The 17730-nt window shown below is 59.1% G+C and carries 16 protein-coding genes and 2 pseudogenes; 11 read left to right on the top strand and 7 right to left on the bottom strand.

From position 1 onward, the window contains the following. Positions 1-75 precede the first annotated feature (75 nt). Positions 76-879: a trehalose-phosphatase gene (gene otsB / locus ABOC21_RS09085; RefSeq protein ID WP_426814316.1), complete on the top strand. Its 804-nt coding sequence runs from the start codon at positions 76-78 to the stop codon at positions 877-879. Beyond that, positions 854-2279, top strand: a pseudogene (gene otsA, locus ABOC21_RS09090) (alpha,alpha-trehalose-phosphate synthase). The gene otsB and the pseudogene otsA overlap by 26 nt, the downstream one beginning before the upstream one ends. Before the next feature lie 27 nt (positions 2280-2306). On the opposite strand, the gene uspC reads toward otsA, so the two are convergent. Next, a complete protein-coding gene (gene uspC, locus ABOC21_RS09095) occupies positions 2307-2735 on the bottom strand; it encodes a universal stress protein UspC (RefSeq protein WP_426814317.1) in 429 nt (142 codons plus the stop codon). 361 nt (positions 2736-3096) lie between these two features. Here uspC and ABOC21_RS09100 point away from each other — a divergent pair, with 361 nt between their 5' ends. Together ABOC21_RS09100 and ABOC21_RS09105 are read left to right on the top strand one after the other, a co-directional pair. Further along, a complete protein-coding gene (locus ABOC21_RS09100; RefSeq protein ID WP_426814318.1) occupies positions 3097-4680 on the top strand; it encodes an MFS transporter in 1584 nt (527 codons plus the stop codon). Between the two features lie 4 nt (positions 4681-4684). After that, positions 4685-5824 carry a glycoside hydrolase family 88/105 protein gene (locus tag ABOC21_RS09105; RefSeq protein WP_426814319.1) on the top strand — a complete coding sequence of 380 codons (1140 nt, stop codon included), beginning with the start codon at positions 4685-4687 and terminating at the stop codon, positions 5822-5824. A 97-nt stretch (positions 5825-5921) separates the two neighbouring features. Here the strand turns inward: ABOC21_RS09105 and argS are convergent. Then, positions 5922-7656: pseudogene (gene argS, locus ABOC21_RS09110) on the bottom strand (arginine--tRNA ligase). 229 nt (positions 7657-7885) lie between these two features. Here argS and ABOC21_RS09115 point away from each other — a divergent pair. Beyond that, complete coding sequence (locus ABOC21_RS09115) at positions 7886-8455, top strand: VOC family protein (RefSeq protein ID WP_426814320.1); 570 nt, start codon at positions 7886-7888, stop codon at positions 8453-8455. Positions 8456-8531: 76 nt separating this feature from the next. Then, a complete protein-coding gene (gene cutC / locus ABOC21_RS09120) occupies positions 8532-9266 on the top strand; it encodes a copper homeostasis protein CutC (RefSeq protein ID WP_426814321.1) in 735 nt (244 codons plus the stop codon). Between the two features lie 178 nt (positions 9267-9444). Here the strand turns inward: cutC and cmoB are convergent, their stop codons facing one another. Genes cmoB through ABOC21_RS09145 form a run of 5 tightly spaced genes read right to left on the bottom strand, consistent with a single transcriptional unit; the run spans position 9445 to position 13059 of the window. Then, positions 9445-10449: a tRNA 5-methoxyuridine(34)/uridine 5-oxyacetic acid(34) synthase CmoB gene (gene cmoB, locus ABOC21_RS09125; RefSeq protein ID WP_426814322.1), complete on the bottom strand. Its 1005-nt coding sequence runs from the start codon at positions 10447-10449 to the stop codon at positions 9445-9447. Next, positions 10446-11189, bottom strand: coding sequence for a carboxy-S-adenosyl-L-methionine synthase CmoA (cmoA, locus tag ABOC21_RS09130; protein WP_426814323.1), 744 nt, complete (start codon positions 11187-11189; stop codon positions 10446-10448). The genes cmoB and cmoA overlap by 4 nt, the downstream gene beginning before the upstream one ends. A 39-nt stretch (positions 11190-11228) precedes the next feature. Beyond that, positions 11229-11624, bottom strand: a complete 396-nt coding sequence (locus ABOC21_RS09135; protein WP_426814324.1) for an MAPEG family protein — start codon at positions 11622-11624, stop codon at positions 11229-11231. 53 nt (positions 11625-11677) lie between these two features. Continuing rightward, complete coding sequence (locus tag ABOC21_RS09140; protein ID WP_426814325.1) at positions 11678-12496, bottom strand: DUF72 domain-containing protein; 819 nt, start codon at positions 12494-12496, stop codon at positions 11678-11680. Further along, positions 12493-13059 carry a hydrolase gene (locus ABOC21_RS09145; protein ID WP_426814326.1) on the bottom strand — a complete coding sequence of 189 codons (567 nt, stop codon included), beginning with the start codon at positions 13057-13059 and terminating at the stop codon, positions 12493-12495. The genes ABOC21_RS09140 and ABOC21_RS09145 overlap by 4 nt, the downstream gene beginning before the upstream one ends. Positions 13060-13324: 265 nt before the next feature. Between ABOC21_RS09145 and aspS the strand changes: the two genes are divergently transcribed. The 5 genes from aspS (at position 13325) to ruvA (ending at position 17727) form a co-directional block, all read left to right on the top strand. Further along, positions 13325-15112, top strand: coding sequence for an aspartate--tRNA ligase (gene aspS, locus ABOC21_RS09150; RefSeq protein ID WP_426814327.1), 1788 nt, complete (start codon positions 13325-13327; stop codon positions 15110-15112). Position 15113: 1 nt separating this feature from the next. After that, positions 15114-15557 carry a dihydroneopterin triphosphate diphosphatase gene (gene nudB, locus ABOC21_RS09155; RefSeq protein WP_426814328.1) on the top strand — a complete coding sequence of 148 codons (444 nt, stop codon included), beginning with the start codon at positions 15114-15116 and terminating at the stop codon, positions 15555-15557. A 61-nt stretch (positions 15558-15618) separates the two neighbouring features. Then, positions 15619-16359 (top strand): YebC/PmpR family DNA-binding transcriptional regulator, encoded by a 741-nt coding sequence (locus tag ABOC21_RS09160; RefSeq protein ID WP_426814329.1) that lies wholly within the window; start codon positions 15619-15621, stop codon positions 16357-16359. A gap of 154 nt (positions 16360-16513) precedes the next feature. After that, positions 16514-17035 (top strand): crossover junction endodeoxyribonuclease RuvC, encoded by a 522-nt coding sequence (ruvC, locus tag ABOC21_RS09165; RefSeq protein ID WP_426814330.1) that lies wholly within the window; start codon positions 16514-16516, stop codon positions 17033-17035. 80 nt (positions 17036-17115) lie between these two features. Then, positions 17116-17727 (top strand): Holliday junction branch migration protein RuvA, encoded by a 612-nt coding sequence (ruvA, locus tag ABOC21_RS09170; protein WP_426814331.1) that lies wholly within the window; start codon positions 17116-17118, stop codon positions 17725-17727. The last annotated feature ends 3 nt before the right edge of the window (positions 17728-17730 follow it).

The raw sequence follows: 17730 nt of genomic DNA on the forward strand, positions 1-17730 counted from the left end.
ACACTGTCTATACTTACATGGCTAACAATTCGTTAACAGCCAGCGAAACGCTGGCCATGAAAGGAGGAGTTCAGGGTGGCTGACCAGATATCTGTACCGCCTGTACCAACCGGAAATTGCGCATTTTTCTTTGACCTCGACGGTACTCTTGCCGATATCAAACCTCATCCCGATCAGGTTGTTATCCCGGTTAACGCGCTTCAGGCGCTGCGGCAGCTCGCGCAGCAGCATCGTGGTGCGGTGGCATTGATTTCAGGGCGCTCAATGGTCGAGCTCGATGAGCTTACCCGTCCGCACCGGCTGCCGCTGGCCGGCGTCCACGGGGCTGAGCGCCGCGATATCAATGGGAATACGCATATCGTTTCCCTTCCGGATGCGCTACAGAAGGAGCTTCACGGGCGGCTGGCGCAGGCGCTTGCGGCGCTGCCGGGCTGCGAGCTCGAGCATAAAGGGATGGCCTTTGCGCTGCACTATCGTCAGGCGCCGCAGCATCAAAGCGCGGTGCTGGCGCTGGCCCAGGAGGTGGTGAAAAGCTATCCGCTGCTGGCGCTGCAGTTGGGCAAGTGCGTGGTCGAGATAAAGCCGCGCGGGGTGAACAAAGGCGAGGCGATCGCCGCCTTTATGCAGGAGGCGCCGTTCGAGGGGCGCAGGCCGGTATTTGTCGGCGATGACTTAACCGATGAGGCGGGTTTTGGCGTTGTTAACCAGCTGGACGGCGTTTCGGTAAAAGTCGGCGGCGGCGACACCCAGGCGCGCTGGCGTTTGCCGGACGTCGCGGCGGTGCACCTGTGGCTCAATAATATTGCGAATAATGGACAGCAACCAGACGCGCTAACCGACAGGAGAGATGGCTATGAGTCGCTTAGTCGTAGTATCTAATCGTATTGCCCCACCGGATGATAAAAAGGCCAGCGCCGGCGGCCTGGCGGTGGGGATTATGGGAGCTTTAAAAGCGGCCGGTGGGCTGTGGTTCGGCTGGAGCGGGGAAATTGGCGACGATAGCCAGCCGTTGAAAAAGGTCACTCAGGGGAACATCACCTGGGCCTCCTTTAACCTTAGCGAGCAGGACCATGATGAGTACTACAACCGCTTTTCCAATGCGGTGCTGTGGCCCGCGTTTCACTATCGCCTCGATCTGGTCGATTTTCAGCGCGACGCCTGGGAGGGCTACCAGCGCGTCAACGCGACGCTGGCGGACAAGCTGCTGCCGCTGATTGAGCCTGACGACATTGTGTGGATCCACGATTATCATCTGCTGCCGCTGGCGCACGAGCTGCGCCAGCGCGGGGTCAATAATCGGGTCGGCTTCTTTTTACATATTCCCTTCCCGACGCCGGAAATATTTAACGCGCTGCCGCCGCACGCCGAGCTGCTTGAGCAGGCTCTGCGACTACGATCTGCTGGGCTTCCAGACCGAGAGCGACCGGCAGGCGTTTCTTGACTGCATCGCGGTGCAGACCCGCCTGACCACCCGCAGCGGAAACGCTCACGTCGCCTGGGGCAAACCGTTCCAGACCGCGGTCTACCCGATTGGCATCGATCCCGATGAGATCGCGCGGAGCGCAAAAGGGCCGCTGCCGCCGAAGCTGGCGCAGCTCAAAAGCGAACTCAAGAGCGTGCAGAATATCTTTTCCGTCGAGCGGCTGGACTACTCGAAAGGGCTGCCGGAGCGCTTCCTGGCCTATGAAGCCCTGCTGGAGAAATATCCCCAGCATCACGGCAAGATTCGCTATACCCAGATTGCCCCGACCTCGCGCGGCGATGTTCAGGCCTATCAGGATATTCGTCACCAACTGGAGACCGCCGCCGGGCGTATTAACGGCCAGTATGGCCAGCTGGGCTGGACGCCGCTCTACTACCTGAATCAGCATTTTGAACGCAAGCTGCTGATGAAAATCTTCCGCTACTCCGACGTCGGGCTGGTGACGCCGCTGCGCGACGGGATGAATCTGGTGGCGAAGGAGTTTGTTGCCGCCCAGGACCCGCAGAACCCCGGCGTGCTGGTGCTGTCGCAGTTTGCCGGAGCGGCAAACGAACTGCCGACGGCGCTCATCGTTAATCCTTACGATCGCGATGAGGTCGCCGCGGCGCTGGACTGCGCGCTCACCATGCCGCTGGCCGAACGTATTGCGCGCCACTCGGCGATGCTGGCGGTGGTTAAGGACAATGATATCCACCGCTGGCAGGAGCGGTTTATCGCCGACCTAAAGCGGATAGAGCCGCGAAATGAGCAGAGCCACCTGCAGCATAAGGTGGCGACCTTCCCCAAACTGGCCTAGCCAGCGTATAGGGCTGGCGCTTCGGCGCTAGCCTTTCTCCAGCGATACCAGCAGCACGTCAACGCCGCTGCTGCCGACGATATTTTTTGCCGAGCAGGTCGCGCGGGAAAACAGGCTGTGGTTGTGGTTGCCGCAAATCACCAAGTCCACCCTATATTGCTGGCAGAAATCCTTCACGTGATGGCCAAGCTCGCCGCTGGCGATGGTGATTTTCTCAATCGGATAACCGGCATCCTGAGCCAGGCCGTTGAGAAAACCGCGGGTCTCTTCATACATCAGGTCCCGCAGGTTTTCCAGCATCGGCGCCGCAAACTGGTTATACATTTCCGGGTCCGTTGCCAGCGTGATCAGGCTAATTTTAGCGTCAAGCGGACGGGCGATAGAGACCGCTTTGTTGATAAGCGTACGGCTTTCCGGCGTTGGGGCAACGGCTACGAGCAGATGTGAGTAGGGCATCAAGCCTCCTTAAGATACGCAAAATAACCCTTCTTCTTTTCTTTACTCCGATTTCCCTGTTCCCGCAAGGGCTATTGTCTGCGGCACGGTTCGCTATTGCGCAGGGGGCGAAAGCGCGATTTTTGGCAGCCCTCTCGCAAAAATGGCCGTTAGTTTTGCTATAAAAGAAATGCTGTTTTATAAATTGGTGATGCGCGTTCACCCTCTCTTTGCGTTTTTGCCATCGCCGGGGCAGGGCTGGCAAAAATGAAAAGGTAAGCCCGTTTCCATCCTTTTACTGTAGCCAGGTACCCACTCCCTTTTGGCCTGGCCAGAAAGATTGTCGGAGTTCTCTAAAAAAAACGACACAGGATTTACGGCGATGAAAACACGGAAAATCGGTTTGGCTAACTATCTTGCCTATGGATCGGGCGACTTCCTCGGCGCGGGAACCACGGCGCTTACCGCGGCGTGGCTGCTCTATTTTTATACCACCTTTTGCGGCCTGTCGCCGATTCAGGCGACGCTTATCTTTGCCACCGCCAGGGTGCTGGATGCGGTGATTAGCCCGCTGATGGGCTTCCTCACCGATAACTTCGGCACTACCAGGCTCGGCAGACGCTTCGGCAGGCGAAAGTTCTTTATTCTGCTGGGGATCCCCTGCGTATTCAGCTACTCAATAATGTGGGTGGGCGATATGGGGTTCTGGTACTACCTGCTGACCTATCTGCTATTCGATATGGTCTACACCATGATTCTGGTGCCGTACGAAACCCTGGTCCCGGAAATGACCGATGATTTTAAACAGAAAACGAAATTCTCCGGGGCGCGTATTTCAATGGCGCAGCTGTCGGCAATCCTCGCCTCATTCCTGCCGGGCGTGCTGCTTAGCCACTTTGGTAAGGACAATGCCGTCTCCTTCTTTTACGCAAGCCTGGTGTTCTCGGTCCTGTGCGCGGCGATGCTGACCTTTGTCTGGTTCTTTACCTGGGAGCGCCCTCGCGAAGAGTGGTCGGCGACGGCGCTGCGGGCCGAGGAGGAGAAGCGCAATCTGTCGCTGGCGCAGAGCCTCAATCGTCTGTTTATTGAGCTCACCTCGACGCTGCGTATTAAGATCTTCCGCCAGCATCTGGGCATGTATCTTGGCGGCTATATTGCCCAGGACGTGTTTAACGCCGTCTTCACCTACTACGTGGTCTTTGTGCTGATGCAGGAAGCCGCGGTGGCCTCCAGCCTGCTTGGCACCATGGCGATCTTCCAGTTTATTGCGGTCATTGCCATGATCCCGCTGTGCATTCGCTTTGGGCCGGCGCCGTCCTATCGGATGGTGGTGGTTCTGTTCGGCCTCGGCTCGCTCTCCTATGCGCTGCTTTACTATGCCGGGCTGAGCGACGTCTATTCGCTGCTGCTGCTGATTTCCGCCATTGCCGGCCTCGGCCGCGGTGGGATCAACTACGTTCCGTGGAACACCTACACCTATATTGCCGACGTCGACGAGGCGATTACCGGCCAGCGCCGGGAGGGGATTTTCGCCGGCATTATGACGCTGACCCGCAAGGCTTCCCAGGCGGGGGCGGTGATGCTGGTCGGCATCATTATGCAGCTCTCCGGCTTTGTTTCCGGGCAGAAGGCTCAGCCCTATGAGGTCAGCCACACCATCCTGCTAATTCTGAGCGTGGGCACGCTGCTGGTGCTGGCCTGCGGCTTCCTCGTCTCCCTGCGCTTTAAGCTCAACCTCGAGACGCACGGCGTGCTGCGCGCCGAAACGCGCAAGATGCGCGAATCGGGCCGGGCGCAGCCGGAGCTGACCCGCGCCGAGGATCGGGCGGTGGTGGAGATGCTGGCCGGTATGCCCTACGCGTGCCTGTGGGGAAACAACAACATCGGCTATCTGAATCGTAATAAGCCTGCCGCGCCGTCGCTCAGGCAGGCTGCTGAAATGAATTCGACACTGAACAGAGGTTAATAATATGAAGGTTTGGCCTGTCAAACATAGCCCTTTACTGCGTCAGCCGGAGCGCTTTATTGCGCGCAACGAGCTGCAGGAGCTTATTCAAAAGGTGACCGATAATCTGGTCAATATTAAGGATGAAACGGGCGCCTTTCTGCTACGGCTGGACGATGGGCGGGTCATTGATACCAAAGGGTGGGCCGGCTGGGAGTGGACCCACGGCGTCGGTCTATACGGGATCTATCAGTACTACCGGCAGACCGGAGATATCGCGATGCGCGATATTATCGATAGCTGGTTTGCGGATCGCTTCGCTGAAGGCGCGACCAGCAAAAACGTCAACACCATGGCGCCATTCCTGACCCTGGCCTGGCGCTATGAGGAGACCGGCAGGCAGGAGTATCTGCCGTGGCTCGACGGCTGGGCCGAGTGGGCGATGAACGAGATGCCGCGTACCGATCATGGCGGGATGCAGCACATCACCCTGGCGGAGGAGAATCATCAGCAGATGTGGGATGACACGCTGATGATGACCGTGCTGCCGCTGGCGAAGATCGGTAAATTGCTCAACCGACCGCAGTATGTGGAAGAGGCGATATACCAGTTTTTACTCCACGTGCAGAACCTGATGGACCGGGAGAGCGGGCTGTGGTTCCACGGCTGGAGCTATGACGGGCGGCATAATTTCGCCCGGGCCCGCTGGGCGCGGGGCAATAGCTGGCTGACGATGGCGATCCCGGACCTTCTCGAGCTGGTGGAGCTCCCCGAGCACAGCGCGGTGCGGCGCTATCTGCTTCAGGTGCTGAATGCGCAAATTGCGGCGCTGGCGCAGTGTCAGGACGAGAGCGGTCTGTGGCATACGCTGCTGGACGACCCGAATTCATACCTTGAAGCGTCGGCAACCGCCGGTTTTGCCTACGGTATCCTGAAGGCGGTACGTAAACGCTACGTGAGCCGGGAGTATGAGCGCGTCGCGGAGAAGGCCATGCGCGGGATTGTGCAAAATATCTCCCCGCAGGGGGAGTTGCTGCAAACCTCATTCGGTACCGGAATGGGGTCGGATCTCGATTTCTATCGCCAGATCCCGCTGACCTCGATGCCCTACGGGCAGGCGATGGCGATCCTGTGCATGACGGAATATCTACGCCGGTATTTCTGAGGATAAGACGTTCCCCGGCCCGGCGCCGCGCGGCCGGGAAGCGTGCAAAAAAAGAAACCGGCCTGAGCCGGTTTCTTTATCGTCGATCGGAGCGGTATTACATTCGCTCGACGGTTTCAATGCCTAAGGTATCCAGACCCGTTTTAAGCGTTTTGGCGGTCAGTCTGCGCCAGCTTCAGGCGGCTGTTGCGCGTCTCTTCGCTTTCCGCGGAGAGGATCGGGCAGTGTTCGTAGAAGCCGGAGAACAGGCCGGCCAGATCGTACAGGTAGGCGCACATGACGTGCGGAGTCCCTTCACGCGCCACGACGGTGAGCGTCTCTTCGAACTGCAGCAGGCGCGCGGCCAGCTGCGCTTCGCGATCTTCGGTGATGATAACCGGCGCCGCGGCCAGCACGCTTTCGTCGATTTCCGCTTTACGGAACACCGACAGCACGCGGGTATAGGCATACTGCATGTAAGGCGCGGTGTTGCCTTCAAACGCCAGCATGTTGTCCCAGTCGAAGATGTAGTCGGTGGTGCGGTTCTTGGACAGATCCGCATATTTTACCGCCCCGATCCCGACCGCGTTGGCCAGCTTCTCCAGCTCGTCGGCAGGCATATCCGGGTTTTTCTCGGCAACCAGGCGACGCGCGCGCTCCAGCGCTTCGTCCAGCAGGTCGGCAAGCTTCACGGTACCGCCGGACCGGGTTTTAAACGGCTTACCGTCTTTACCGAGCATCATGCCAAACATATGGTGCTCCAGCGGGACGGAATCCGGCACGTAGCCGGCTTTGCGCACGATGGTCCACGCCTGCATCAGGTGCTGATGCTGGCGGGAGTCGATGTAGTAGAGCACGCGATCGGCGTGCAGGGTTTCGTAGCGGTATTTGGCGCAGGCGATATCGGTGGTGGTGTAGAGATAGCCGCCATCCTTTTTCTGGATGATCACGCCCATCGGTTCGCCTTCCTTGTTTTGGTACTCATCAAGGAATACGACGGTGGCGCCTTCGCTCTCGACGGCCAGACCTTTGGCTTTCAGATCGGCAACGATATCCGGCAGCATCGGGTTATACAGGCTTTCACCCATCACGTCGTCGCGGGTCAGGGTCACGTTCAGGCGGTTATAGGTAATCTGGTTTTGCGACATGGTAATGTCGACCAGCTGGCGCCACATCTGGCGGAAGTACTCGTCGCCGCCCTGCAGCTTAACCACGTAGCTGCGCGCGCGCTCGGCGAAGGCCTCGTCTTCGTCGTAGTGCTTTTTCGCTTCGCGGTAAAAGCCTTCGAGGTCCGCCAGCGCCATTTCACCGGCGTTTTCCTGCTGCTGCTTTTCGAGATACGCAATCAGCATCCCAAACTGGGTGCCCCAGTCGCCGACGTGGTTGGCGCGAATCACCTTGTGGCCGAGGAACTCGAGGGTGCGAACCGCGGCATCGCCGATGATGGTAGAGCGCAGGTGGCCAACGTGCATCTCTTTCGCTACGTTCGGGGCGGAGTAATCGATAACTACCGTCTGCGCCTGCGGCTGCGCGACGCCCAGGCGTTCGGAGGCCAGCGCGCTGCTGACGTTTTCCGCTAAAAACGCCGGATCGAGGAAAATATTGATAAAGCCAGGTCCGGCGATTTCGACCTTATTGGCAATGCCGTTCAGATCGAGATGAGACAGCACCTGCTCTGCCAGCTGTCGCGGCGCCATACTCAGTTTTTTAGCCACCGCCATCACGCCGTTGGCCTGATAGTCGCCGAACTGGATTTTTGCTGACTGGCGGACCTGAGGTTCGCAATCGGCAGGGGCGCCTGCCGCGATCAGGGCGTGGCTGACTTTTTCTGAGAGAAGAGCCTGAATATTCACCGGAATACCTTACTTTTAAGGCGCCGTAACCCCTGCGGGGTGGCGCCGGAATGTGGACAAATTAGGGCAGGAGTATACTGCATTTGCACCCCTGCGTCAGCCCTGCGCGCGCGTTGCCGGGCGGCGTGCTTAACGAATAACCAGCGTGGGCGGGATAACGCAGATTGCGGGTTGGTCGCCGCCGGGAAACGCGATAAATTAGCCCCTTTAGCGAGCACCGAGGTCAAGAATGGCGAACTGGCAGCAAATTGATGAACTACAGGATATTTCCGCGGATCTGCCGCGCTTCAGCGAGGCCTTAGGCCGGCTGGCGGCGCGGCTCGGGCTGGATATTGCGCCACTCTCTGCGGACCATATCTCTCTGCGCTGTCACCAGAATACGACAGCTGAGCGCTGGCGGCTCGGGCTTGAGCAGTGCGGCACGCTGCTCTCAGAAAACACCATTAACGGTCGGCCTATCTGCCTGTTTAAGCTGGATGAACCTGTCAGCGTGGCGCACTGGCGCTTTAGCGTGGTTGAGCTGCCGTGGCCCGGAGAAAAGCGCTACCCGCACGAGGGCTGGGAGCACGTGGAGATTGTGCTCGCCGGCGACCCGGAAACGCTTAATGCCCGCGCGCTGGCGCTGCTCTCCGACGACGGCCTCAGCCAGCCGGGGATCTTCGTCAAAACCAGCTCGCCGAAAGGGGAGCGCGAGCGCCTGGCGAATCCGACGCTGGCGGTGACGGACGGGAGCGTGACGATCAAATTTCATCCGTGGTCCATCGAGCAAATTATCGCCAGTGAAACAACGGATGCGTAACAGTGTGAAGCCGCGCGGCTTCTGAACAGAAAAATCGTGACATGCTGTGTTGCCCGCGGCGTGAGTGGAGAAGGGAATGACGTTACTGGAAGTGTGCTGTTACAGCACGGAGTGCGCCGAGGAGGCGCAGCGACGCGGCGCTGACCGCATCGAACTGTGCGCCGCGCCGCAGGAGGGAGGGCTAACGCCGTCGCTGGGCGTGCTCAAAGCGGCCCGCAGGGCGCTGACTATCCCGGTGCATCCGATTATTCGCCCGCGCGGCGGTGATTTTTGCTATACCGAGGGTGAGTTTGCCGCGATGCTCGACGACGTGGCAACGGTGAGGGAGCTGGGCTTCCCGGGCCTCGTGATTGGCGTTCTGGACGCCGATGGCCGGGTTGATACCGCGCGCATGCGGAAAATCATGGCCGCGGCGGGGCCGCTGGCGGTGACCTTCCACCGGGCTTTCGATATGTGCGCAAACCCGCATCAGGCCTACGCTGCGTTGGCTGAATCAGGCGTTGCGCGCATCCTGACCTCCGGCCAGCAGGCGAGCGCAGAAAAAGGTATTTCATTAATTATGGAACTTATTGCCCTGGGCGATACTCCAATCATTATGGCCGGAGCAGGCGTGCGGGCAGCAAACCTGGCGCAGTTCCTGGACGCCGGCGTCAAGGAAGTGCATAGCTCCGCCGGTCAGTGGCTGCCTTCGCCGATGCGCTTTCGTAATCCGCGGCTGTCGATGTCGACAGACCCGGAGGCAGATGAATATTCCCGCTATGCCGTTAACGGCGCAGCGGTGGCGGAAATGAAGAGCATTATTTCCGCCTGAGTGCCCCGCGTTGTTTGCGCGCAGCCTGCGGGCTGGTGAGCTCAAACCCGGAGAGCAGAGAAAGAAAACCGTTTTTTGCTGCACATCATGTCGCCCAATATGATGATTGCCCGTACCAGGCCCCTGCAATTTCAACAGGGGCCTTTTTTTATGCCATTTTGCGGCAGCAGGCCGGGGGCTAGCGCGCTTTTTTGGCCAGCGACTGTTGGGTTTCGGGCCGGGTAGCGATAATCACCGCGCGCAGCGGGGCGGGATAGCCTTCGAGAGTTTTGCTGCTGTCGTTGGGGTCGAGGAAATCCGCCAGCGATTCGGTGGTCATCCATTCGGTGCGGCGCTGCTCTTCGGTACTGGTTACGCAGACGTCAACGATACGCACGTCGACAAAACCGCATTTTTCCAGCCACATTTTCAGCGCCGCCGCCGAAGGAATAAAGTAGACGTTGCGCATCTGCGCGTAGCGATCGCCCGGTACCAGCACGGTATTTTCGTCGCCTTCCACCACCAGCGTTTCCAGCACCAGCTCGCCGCCTTCAACCAGTTGATCTTTGAGCTGCCACAGGTGGTCGAGCGGGGAGCGGCGATGATACAGCACCCCCATTGAGAATACGGTGTCAAAGGCGTTTAGCGCCGGCAGCTGCTCAATACCCAGCGGCAGCAGATGGGCGCGCTGGTCGTTGTCCAGCAGCTTGCGCACCGCTTCGAACTGGCATAAAAACAGCTGGGTCGGGTCGATACCCACCGCCAGATGAGCCCCGGCGCCGATCATCCGCCACATGTGATAGCCGCTGCCGCAGCCGACGTCGAGGATCGTCCGGCCGGTCAGATCGGAAAGATGCGGCAAAACGCGATCCCACTTCCAGTCCGAACGCCATTCGGTGTCGATATTCACGCCATAGAGCGACCACGGGCCTTTGCGCCACGGCATCAGGTTACGCAGCAGGTTTTCAATCCGCAGCCGATGGCCTTCGCTCAGCGGAACTTCGCTTTCCGCGGTCACGCTGTGCAGCAGGTCCAGACGATAGGGCGCGAGCTCGGGAAGAAACTCCACCGCCCGTTCCCATTCGCGGAACTTACCGTGCAGGGCCTCGCGCTGCCAGGCGGCAACCTGAGCGGGCAGCGTCTCCAGCCAGTGGGAGAGCGGACCTTTGGCGATGCGCTGATAAAAATTGCTGAAATCGATCATGCCGTTTCCCCGGACTTCACCGCCACCAGTGAGCCAAAGTTAAAGCACTGGAACCACAGCTCGGCATGCTCGAATCCGGCCTTGCGCAGCCGCGCTTTATGGGTTTCTACCGAATCGGTGAGCATGACGTTTTCCAGCATGCTGCGCTTCTGGCTGATCTCCAGCTCGCTGTAGCCGTTGGCGCGCTTAAAGTCGTGATGCATGTTGAACAGCAGCTCGCCGACGCTGGCGTCTTCGAAGCTGAATTTTTCCGACAGCACCAGCGCGCCGCCCGGATTCAGCCCCTGATAGACTTTGTCCAGAATCGCCTGGCGCTCAGCGGGCTCAAGGAACTGGATGGTGAAATTGAGCACCACCATCGAGGCGTTTTCGATGGCGACGTGGCGAATATCGCCTTCCACTACGTCTACCGGCGTCGGCGCCTTGTAGGCGTCGATATGGCGACGGCAGCGCTCGATCATCGCCGGGGAGTTATCGACGGCCACAATCCGGCAGCCGGCGTGGGAAATATTACGTCGTATAGAGAGCGTGGCCGCACCGAGGGAGCAGCCGAGATCGTAGACCTGGGTATTGGGCTGCACAAAACGCTCGGCCAGCATGCCAATCATCGAAATAATATTGGAGTAGCCGGGAACGGAGCGCTGGATCATATCCGGGAAGACTTCAGCAACCCGTTCATCAAAGGTCCAGTCGCCGAGGCTGGCGATCGGCGCGGAAAAAAGGGTATCGCGGTGAGACATAAGGTTAAGCCCGAAAAAACGAAAACGGCGTATTGTGCGCTAATGCAAGGAGAAAACCAACTCCCAGGGCATATACCACAGGTTGGCGAGCACCATCAGCACCAGCGCGCACCAGGTGGCGCTCATGCCGGAACGGCGCCAGCTATAGAGCCGGTGGTGGAAGCCGTAAGAGTGCATCAGCCGGCCGGCGATCAGCAAAATACCGCAAAGGTGCACCATCCAGTTCTGCGCGCCGTCCATTTCGACGAGCAGCAGCAGGATAAGGCCGATCGGCAGGTACTCAACCGCATTGCCGTGCACGCGAATAGCGACCTGCAGCTCGCTAAAGCCGCCGTCGCCGTAGCCAACGTGATACTGCGTACGCAGGCGTACGACGTCAAAAGAAAACTTGATTAACAATAACGCACCCAGGACGGCATACAGCGCGCTGACCATACAAAAAACTCCCTTTCACGTTGTCAGATGGCTCCGACTATCATAGCAGGATATCAGAAAAGAGAGGTCTGCTGCGGAATTGACGGCGCCGCGCCCACTTCGGGCAACACCGCGCGTAAATCTGCCCACAGGGTGTCGACCAGCGCCGGCGCGTGGGCGATATCCGGCGTATGCAGGAACAGGTAGGGCGTCGTCGAGTGGCTCCACTTCGGCAGCGTCTGCAGCCAGATGCGAAACAGCGCGTGGTTCTGCGCCATATCGTCGCTGCCGATAAAGCGCACCAGCGGATGCTGCGCGGTGACCACCGCGTGGACCGGCAGCTTCGGCTTTTTACGCTGCGCGTCGAGCGCAGCCTGGCTGCGGGCGATAACGCTGTGCACCGGGCGGCTATCGAGGATCACCCGGTTAACGGCGCGCTGGTGCAGCCCGCGGTTGAGCTGCTGCTCGTCGTCGCCTTTGGCAAAAAAGGCCGGATGCCGCACCTCGACGCCGTAGGTAAAACCGGCGGGGAGCGCGTCGAGAAACTGCCACAGGGCGGGGAGATCCCGCGGGCCGAACGTCGCCGGCAGCTGCAGCCAGTACTGGCCGATACGCGTCTCCAGCGGCGCGAGGCGGGTAAAAAACTCGCGGCTTAGGTCGCCGCAGTTGCGCAGCGCCGCCTGATGCGAAATGGTGGCCGGAAACTTGAAGCAAAAGCGAAAGTCGTCGTGGGTTTGATCGAACCAGCGGGCCACGATCTCAGCCTTAGGCAACGCGTAGAGGGTCGTATTACCTTCAACGCAGTTAAAGTGGCGAGCGTACTGTTCCAGACTGGTTATGCCAAGGCGCACCCATTTCGGATGCGACCATTGCGGGAGCCCAATATAGATCATAGCGCGGCGAGAATGTCCTCAGTGCTGCGCACGCGGGCAATGCGCGGGAAGATGTGCGTCATGCTGCTCTGGTGCTGCTCGGCGGAAGCGGCGCTGCAGGCGTCTTCGGCGACCAGCAGATTAAAGCCCAGCTCCCAGGCGTTGCGCGCGGTGGATTCAACGCCGATATTGGTTGAGATACCGCACAGAATAATGGTGTCGATACCGCGACGGCGCAGCTGCAGCTCGAGATCGGTGCCGTAAAACGCGCCCCACTGGCGTTTGGTAACTACGATATCGCTATCCTGTTTGCCCAGCGCAAGCGGCCAGGTCCACCAGTTGTCCGGCAGCGCATGCGCGCCCGTCTGCGCGTCAACCGGCTGTTTTAGCGCTTCGCCGAAGTCGGCAGACCAGCCGACGCGGACCATAATAACCGGCGAGCCCTGCTGACGGCATTTCTCCGCCAGACGAGCGGCGCGAGCGACCACCTCATCGGCGCGGTGTGGGCCGCCGGCGAACGGTAGAATGCCTTCCTGCAGGTCGATGACCACAAGCGCCGTTTTTTTCGCATTAAGTTCTGGCATAGTATCCTCGTATCCTCTGTAGTTTGGCCGTTACAATACCGTTGCCATTCCCGCGTCAGGGTAACAAATTTTGTTAATTTTTGTGAGCGTAGCCAATAAGCGCGCAGCAAAGCAACGTACAAACTGCGTCGGGCTTATCGTGCGGCAGAATTTCCAGTATAATAGCCGCCTTTTTTCATTCAGTTGTGACATTCAGCTAAAGCCGCGACTTCGTGGCCTGCAGAGCAGGCAACAATCCGCCAGCGGCTAAGTTAAGGGATATCTCATGCGTACAGAATATTGCGGGCAGCTGCGTCTGTCCCACGTGGGGCAGCAGGTGACTCTGTGTGGTTGGGTCAACCGCCGTCGTGATCTTGGTAGCCTTATCTTTATCGATATGCGTGACCGCGAAGGCATCGTGCAGGTGTTTTTCGATCCGGAACGTGCGGATGCATTAAAGCTGGCCTCCGAACTGCGTAATGAGTTCTGTATCCAGGTGACGGGCACCGTGCGCGCGCGTGACGACAAAAATGTCAACGGCGATATGGCCACCGGCGCCATCGAAGTGCTGGCTTCCGATCTGACCATCATCAACCGCTCGGAAGCGCTGCCGCTGGATTCCAACCACGTCAACACCGAAGAAGCGCGACTGAAATACCGCTATCTGGATCTGCGTCGTCCGGAAATGGCCCAGCGCCTGAAAACGCGGGCAAAAATCACCAGCCTGGTTCGCCGTTTTATGGACGAGCACGGCTTCCTCGATATCGAAACCCCGATGCTGACCAAGGCCACGCCGGAAGGCGCCCGCGACTATCTGGTTCCGAGCCGCGTGCATAAAGGCAAGTTCTACGCGCTGCCGCAGTCCCCTCAGCTCTTCAAACAGCTGCTGATGATGTCCGGCTTCGATCGCTACTATCAGATCGTCAAATGCTTCCGTGATGAAGACCTGCGCGCTGACCGCCAGCCGGAATTCACCCAGATCGACGTGGAGACCTCCTTCATGACTGCCCCGCAGGTGCGTGAAGTGATGGAAGCGCTGGTGCGCGAGCTGTGGCTGAACGTGAAGGGCGTGGATCTGGGCGAGTTCCCGATCATGACCTTTGCCGAAGCCGAACGTCGCTACGGTTCCGATAAGCCGGACCTGCGTAACCCGCTGGAGCTGGTGGATATTGCCGATCTGGTGAAAGCGGTTGAATTTGCCGTCTTCTCCGGCCCGGCGAACGATGCCAAGGGCCGCGTTGCCGCGCTGCGCGTGCCTGGCGGCGCTGCGCTGACCCGTAAGCAAATCGATGAGTATGGTAAATTCGTGCAGATTTACGGCGCGAAAGGCCTGGCGTACATGAAGGTCAACGAGCGCGCGAAAGGCCTCGAAGGCATCAACAGCCCGGTGGCTAAATTCCTCAACGCGGAAATCGTCGATGCCATTCTCGAGCGCACCGCGGCGCAGGACGGCGATATGATTTTCTTCGGCGCCGATAATAAGAAAGTGGTTGCCGATGCTCTGGGCGCGCTGCGCCTGAAGCTGGGTAAAGACCTTAGCCTCACCGACGAAGCCAAATGGGCGCCGCTGTGGGTTATCGATTTCCCGATGTTTGAAGACGATGGCGAAGGCGGCCTGACCGCGATGCACCACCCGTTCACCTCCCCGCGCGATATGACCGCGGACGAGCTGAAAACCGCGCCGGAAACGGCGATTGCTAACGCCTACGATATGGTCATTAACGGCTACGAAGTCGGCGGCGGTTCGGTGCGTATTCACAGCGGTGAAATGCAGCAGACCGTATTCGCTATCCTCGGGATCAACGAGCAGGAGCAGCGCGAGAAGTTCGGCTTCCTGCTGGATGCGTTGAAATATGGTACGCCGCCGCATGCCGGCCTGGCGTTTGGTCTCGACCGTCTGACAATGCTGCTGACCGGCACCGATAACATCCGCGACGTTATCGCTTTCCCGAAAACTACCGCCGCCGCCTGTCTGATGACCGAAGCACCGAGCTTCGCCAATCCGGTTTCGCTGGGCGAATTAGGTATTCAGGTTGTGGCGAAAGAGACAAAAGAGTCTCTGGAGAACAAGTAATATGTCATTCAAGCTCCCCGTTTCTGTACTGGTGGTGATTTATGCCGAAGATACACAGCGGGTGCTGATGCTGCAGCGGCGCGATGATTCCTCTTTCTGGCAGTCGGTGACCGGCAGCCTGGAAGAGGGGGAGACCGCGCTGCAAGCCGCCGCGCGCGAAGTAAAGGAAGAGGTCGCAATAGATGTTGCCGATGAGCATCTGGCCTTAATTGACTGTCAGCGCACGGTGGATTTCGAGATCTTTTCTCATTTACGTCATCGCTATGCGCCGGGCGTTGAGCGCAATACGGAATTTTGGTTCCGCCTTGCGCTCCCTCGTGAACGCCGGATTGTTTTTACCGAACATCTGGATTACCGCTGGGTCGATGCGACGGAAGCCGCCGCGTTGACCAAGTCGTGGAGTAACCGGCAGGCGATTGAAGAATTTGTAATTAACGCCAACTAATATTCCCGGCCTTTTGCGCGTCAGAAGGCTTTGGGACAACGGCATTTTTGGAGAGTTTTTTATGGCAGGTCATAGTAAGTGGGCCAACACCAAGCACCGCAAAGCGGCACAGGATGCCAAGCGCGGTAAGATCTTCACTAAAATTATTCGCGAACTGGTTACCGCCGCGCGTTTAGGCGGCGGCGATGCGGGCTCTAACCCGCGTCTGCGCGCAGCGATTGATAAAGCGCTGTCCAACAACATGACCCGCGATACCCTGAACCGCGCTATCGCCCGTGGCGTAGGCGGCGATGACGACGCGAACATGGAAACCATCATTTATGAAGGCTACGGCCCGGGCGGCACGGCGGTGATGGTTGAATGCCTGAGCGACAACCGCAACCGTACCGTTGCCGAAGTGCGCCACGCCTTCAGCAAAACCGGCGGCAATCTCGGCACCGACGGCTCCGTGGCCTATCTGTTCAGCAAAAAAGGGGTCATTTCCTTCGAAGCCGGCGATGAAGACGCGATCATGGAAGCGGCTCTCGAAGCCGGTGCGGAAGACGTTGTGACCTACGACGACGGCGCGATTGACGTTTATACCGCGTGGGAAGAGATGGGCGCCGTACGCGACGCGCTGGAAGCGGCCGGCCTGAAGGCCGACGCGGCAGAAGTCTCGATGATCCCGTCGACCAAAGCCGATATGGACGCGGAAACCGCGCCGAAGCTGCTGCGCCTGATCGATATGCTGGAAGACTGCGACGACGTGCAGGAAGTTTATCATAACGGCGAGATCTCTGATGAGGTCGCAGCAACGCTGTGATACCCGTAATCTTTCGGCCCACAGCGGCGTTGGCTCTCCTCGCTGACCCCGGCCAGGTAGTGAATCTACGCTCCCGGGGATGCGCTGCGTGGCCGCCTGGCTGTGAGCTGAAATACTTAGGGTTTCAGGGATTCGTTATTACCGGAGATGCGTGATGGCTATTATTCTCGGTATTGACCCGGGTTCGCGCATTACCGGCTATGGCGTTATCCGCCAGGTCGGACGGCAGCTCAGCTATCTTGGCAGCGGATGCATTCGCACTAAGGTGGACGACCTGCCGTCGCGCCTGAAGCTGATTTACGCGGGCGTCACGGAAATCATCACCCAGTTCCAGCCGGACTATTTCGCCATTGAACAGGTTTTTATGGCGAAAAACGCCGACTCGGCGCTGAAGCTGGGGCAGGCGCGCGGGGTGGCTATCGTCGCGGCGACCAATCAGGATCTGCCGGTCTTTGAGTACGCCGCGAGGCAGGTCAAGCAAACCGTGGTCGGCATCGGCAGCGCGGAAAAAAGCCAGGTGCAGCATATGGTGCGCACTCTGCTGAAGCTGGCGGCTAACCCTCAGGCAGATGCGGCGGATGCGTTGGCCATTGCGATTACCCACTGTCACGTCAGTCAGAACGCGGCGCAGATAGGCGATAGCCGGCTAAATCTGGCGCGTGGGCGCTTGCGATAGCGTCAAATCAGGCTGGATATTTATCCAGCCTTTTTTTATGATACCGGCAGATACTTTAGCCCTTAACGCAGGAGCAGCATGTGATAGGCAGACTCAGAGGCATCGTTCTCGAAAAACAACCCCCGCTGGTATTACTGGAAACCGGAGGCGTTGGCTATGAAGTGCATATGCCTATGACCTGCTTTTACGAGCTGCCGGACGTGGGTCATGAAGCCGTCGTTTTCACCCATTTTGTGGTTCGCGAGGATGCGCAACTGCTGTATGGCTTTAATAACAAGCAGGAGCGCACGCTGTTCCGCGAGCTGGTTAAGACCAACGGCGTCGGGCCGAAGCTGGCGCTGGCGATCCTCTCCGGGATGTCGGCGCAGCAGTTCGTCAATGCCGTTGAGCGCGAGGAGCTCGCCGCGCTGGTGAAGCTGCCGGGCATCGGTAAGAAAACCGCAGAGCGGCTGATCGTTGAAATGAAAGATCGTTTCAAAGGTCTGCACGGCGACCTGTTTACTCCGGCGGCGGACCTGGTGCTGACCTCGCCGGCCGGCCCGTCCGATGACGACGCCGAACAGGAAGCGGTTGCTGCCCTGGTGGCGCTGGGCTATAAACCTCAGGAGGCCAGCCGCATGGTGAGTAAAATCGCCCGTCCGGACGCCAACAGTGAAACGCTAATCCGCGAAGCGCTGCGCGCCGCGTTGTGAGGT

The organism is Klebsiella sp. WOUb02 (assembly GCF_050058015.1).
Taxonomy (GTDB): domain Bacteria; phylum Pseudomonadota; class Gammaproteobacteria; order Enterobacterales; family Enterobacteriaceae; genus Klebsiella.

Bases quoted from the DNA above. Each gene is read 5' to 3' on its own strand.
- uspC (WP_426814317.1), bottom strand. From the start codon at position 2,735: ATGCCCTACTCACATCTGCTCGTAGCCGTTGCCCCAACGCCGGAAAGC.
- ABOC21_RS09100 (WP_426814318.1), top strand. From the start codon at position 3,097: ATGAAAACACGGAAAATCGGTTTGGCTAACTATCTTGCCTATGGATCG.
- ABOC21_RS09105 (WP_426814319.1), top strand. From the start codon at position 4,685: ATGAAGGTTTGGCCTGTCAAACATAGCCCTTTACTGCGTCAGCCGGAG.
- ABOC21_RS09115 (WP_426814320.1), top strand. From the start codon at position 7,886: ATGGCGAACTGGCAGCAAATTGATGAACTACAGGATATTTCCGCGGAT.
- cutC (WP_426814321.1), top strand. From the start codon at position 8,532: ATGACGTTACTGGAAGTGTGCTGTTACAGCACGGAGTGCGCCGAGGAG.
- cmoB (WP_426814322.1), bottom strand. From the start codon at position 10,449: ATGATCGATTTCAGCAATTTTTATCAGCGCATCGCCAAAGGTCCGCTC.
- cmoA (WP_426814323.1), bottom strand. From the start codon at position 11,189: ATGTCTCACCGCGATACCCTTTTTTCCGCGCCGATCGCCAGCCTCGGC.
- ABOC21_RS09135 (WP_426814324.1), bottom strand. From the start codon at position 11,624: ATGGTCAGCGCGCTGTATGCCGTCCTGGGTGCGTTATTGTTAATCAAG.
- ABOC21_RS09140 (WP_426814325.1), bottom strand. From the start codon at position 12,496: ATGATCTATATTGGGCTCCCGCAATGGTCGCATCCGAAATGGGTGCGC.
- ABOC21_RS09145 (WP_426814326.1), bottom strand. From the start codon at position 13,059: ATGCCAGAACTTAATGCGAAAAAAACGGCGCTTGTGGTCATCGACCTG.
- aspS (WP_426814327.1), top strand. From the start codon at position 13,325: ATGCGTACAGAATATTGCGGGCAGCTGCGTCTGTCCCACGTGGGGCAG.
- nudB (WP_426814328.1), top strand. From the start codon at position 15,114: ATGTCATTCAAGCTCCCCGTTTCTGTACTGGTGGTGATTTATGCCGAA.
- ABOC21_RS09160 (WP_426814329.1), top strand. From the start codon at position 15,619: ATGGCAGGTCATAGTAAGTGGGCCAACACCAAGCACCGCAAAGCGGCA.
- ruvC (WP_426814330.1), top strand. From the start codon at position 16,514: ATGGCTATTATTCTCGGTATTGACCCGGGTTCGCGCATTACCGGCTAT.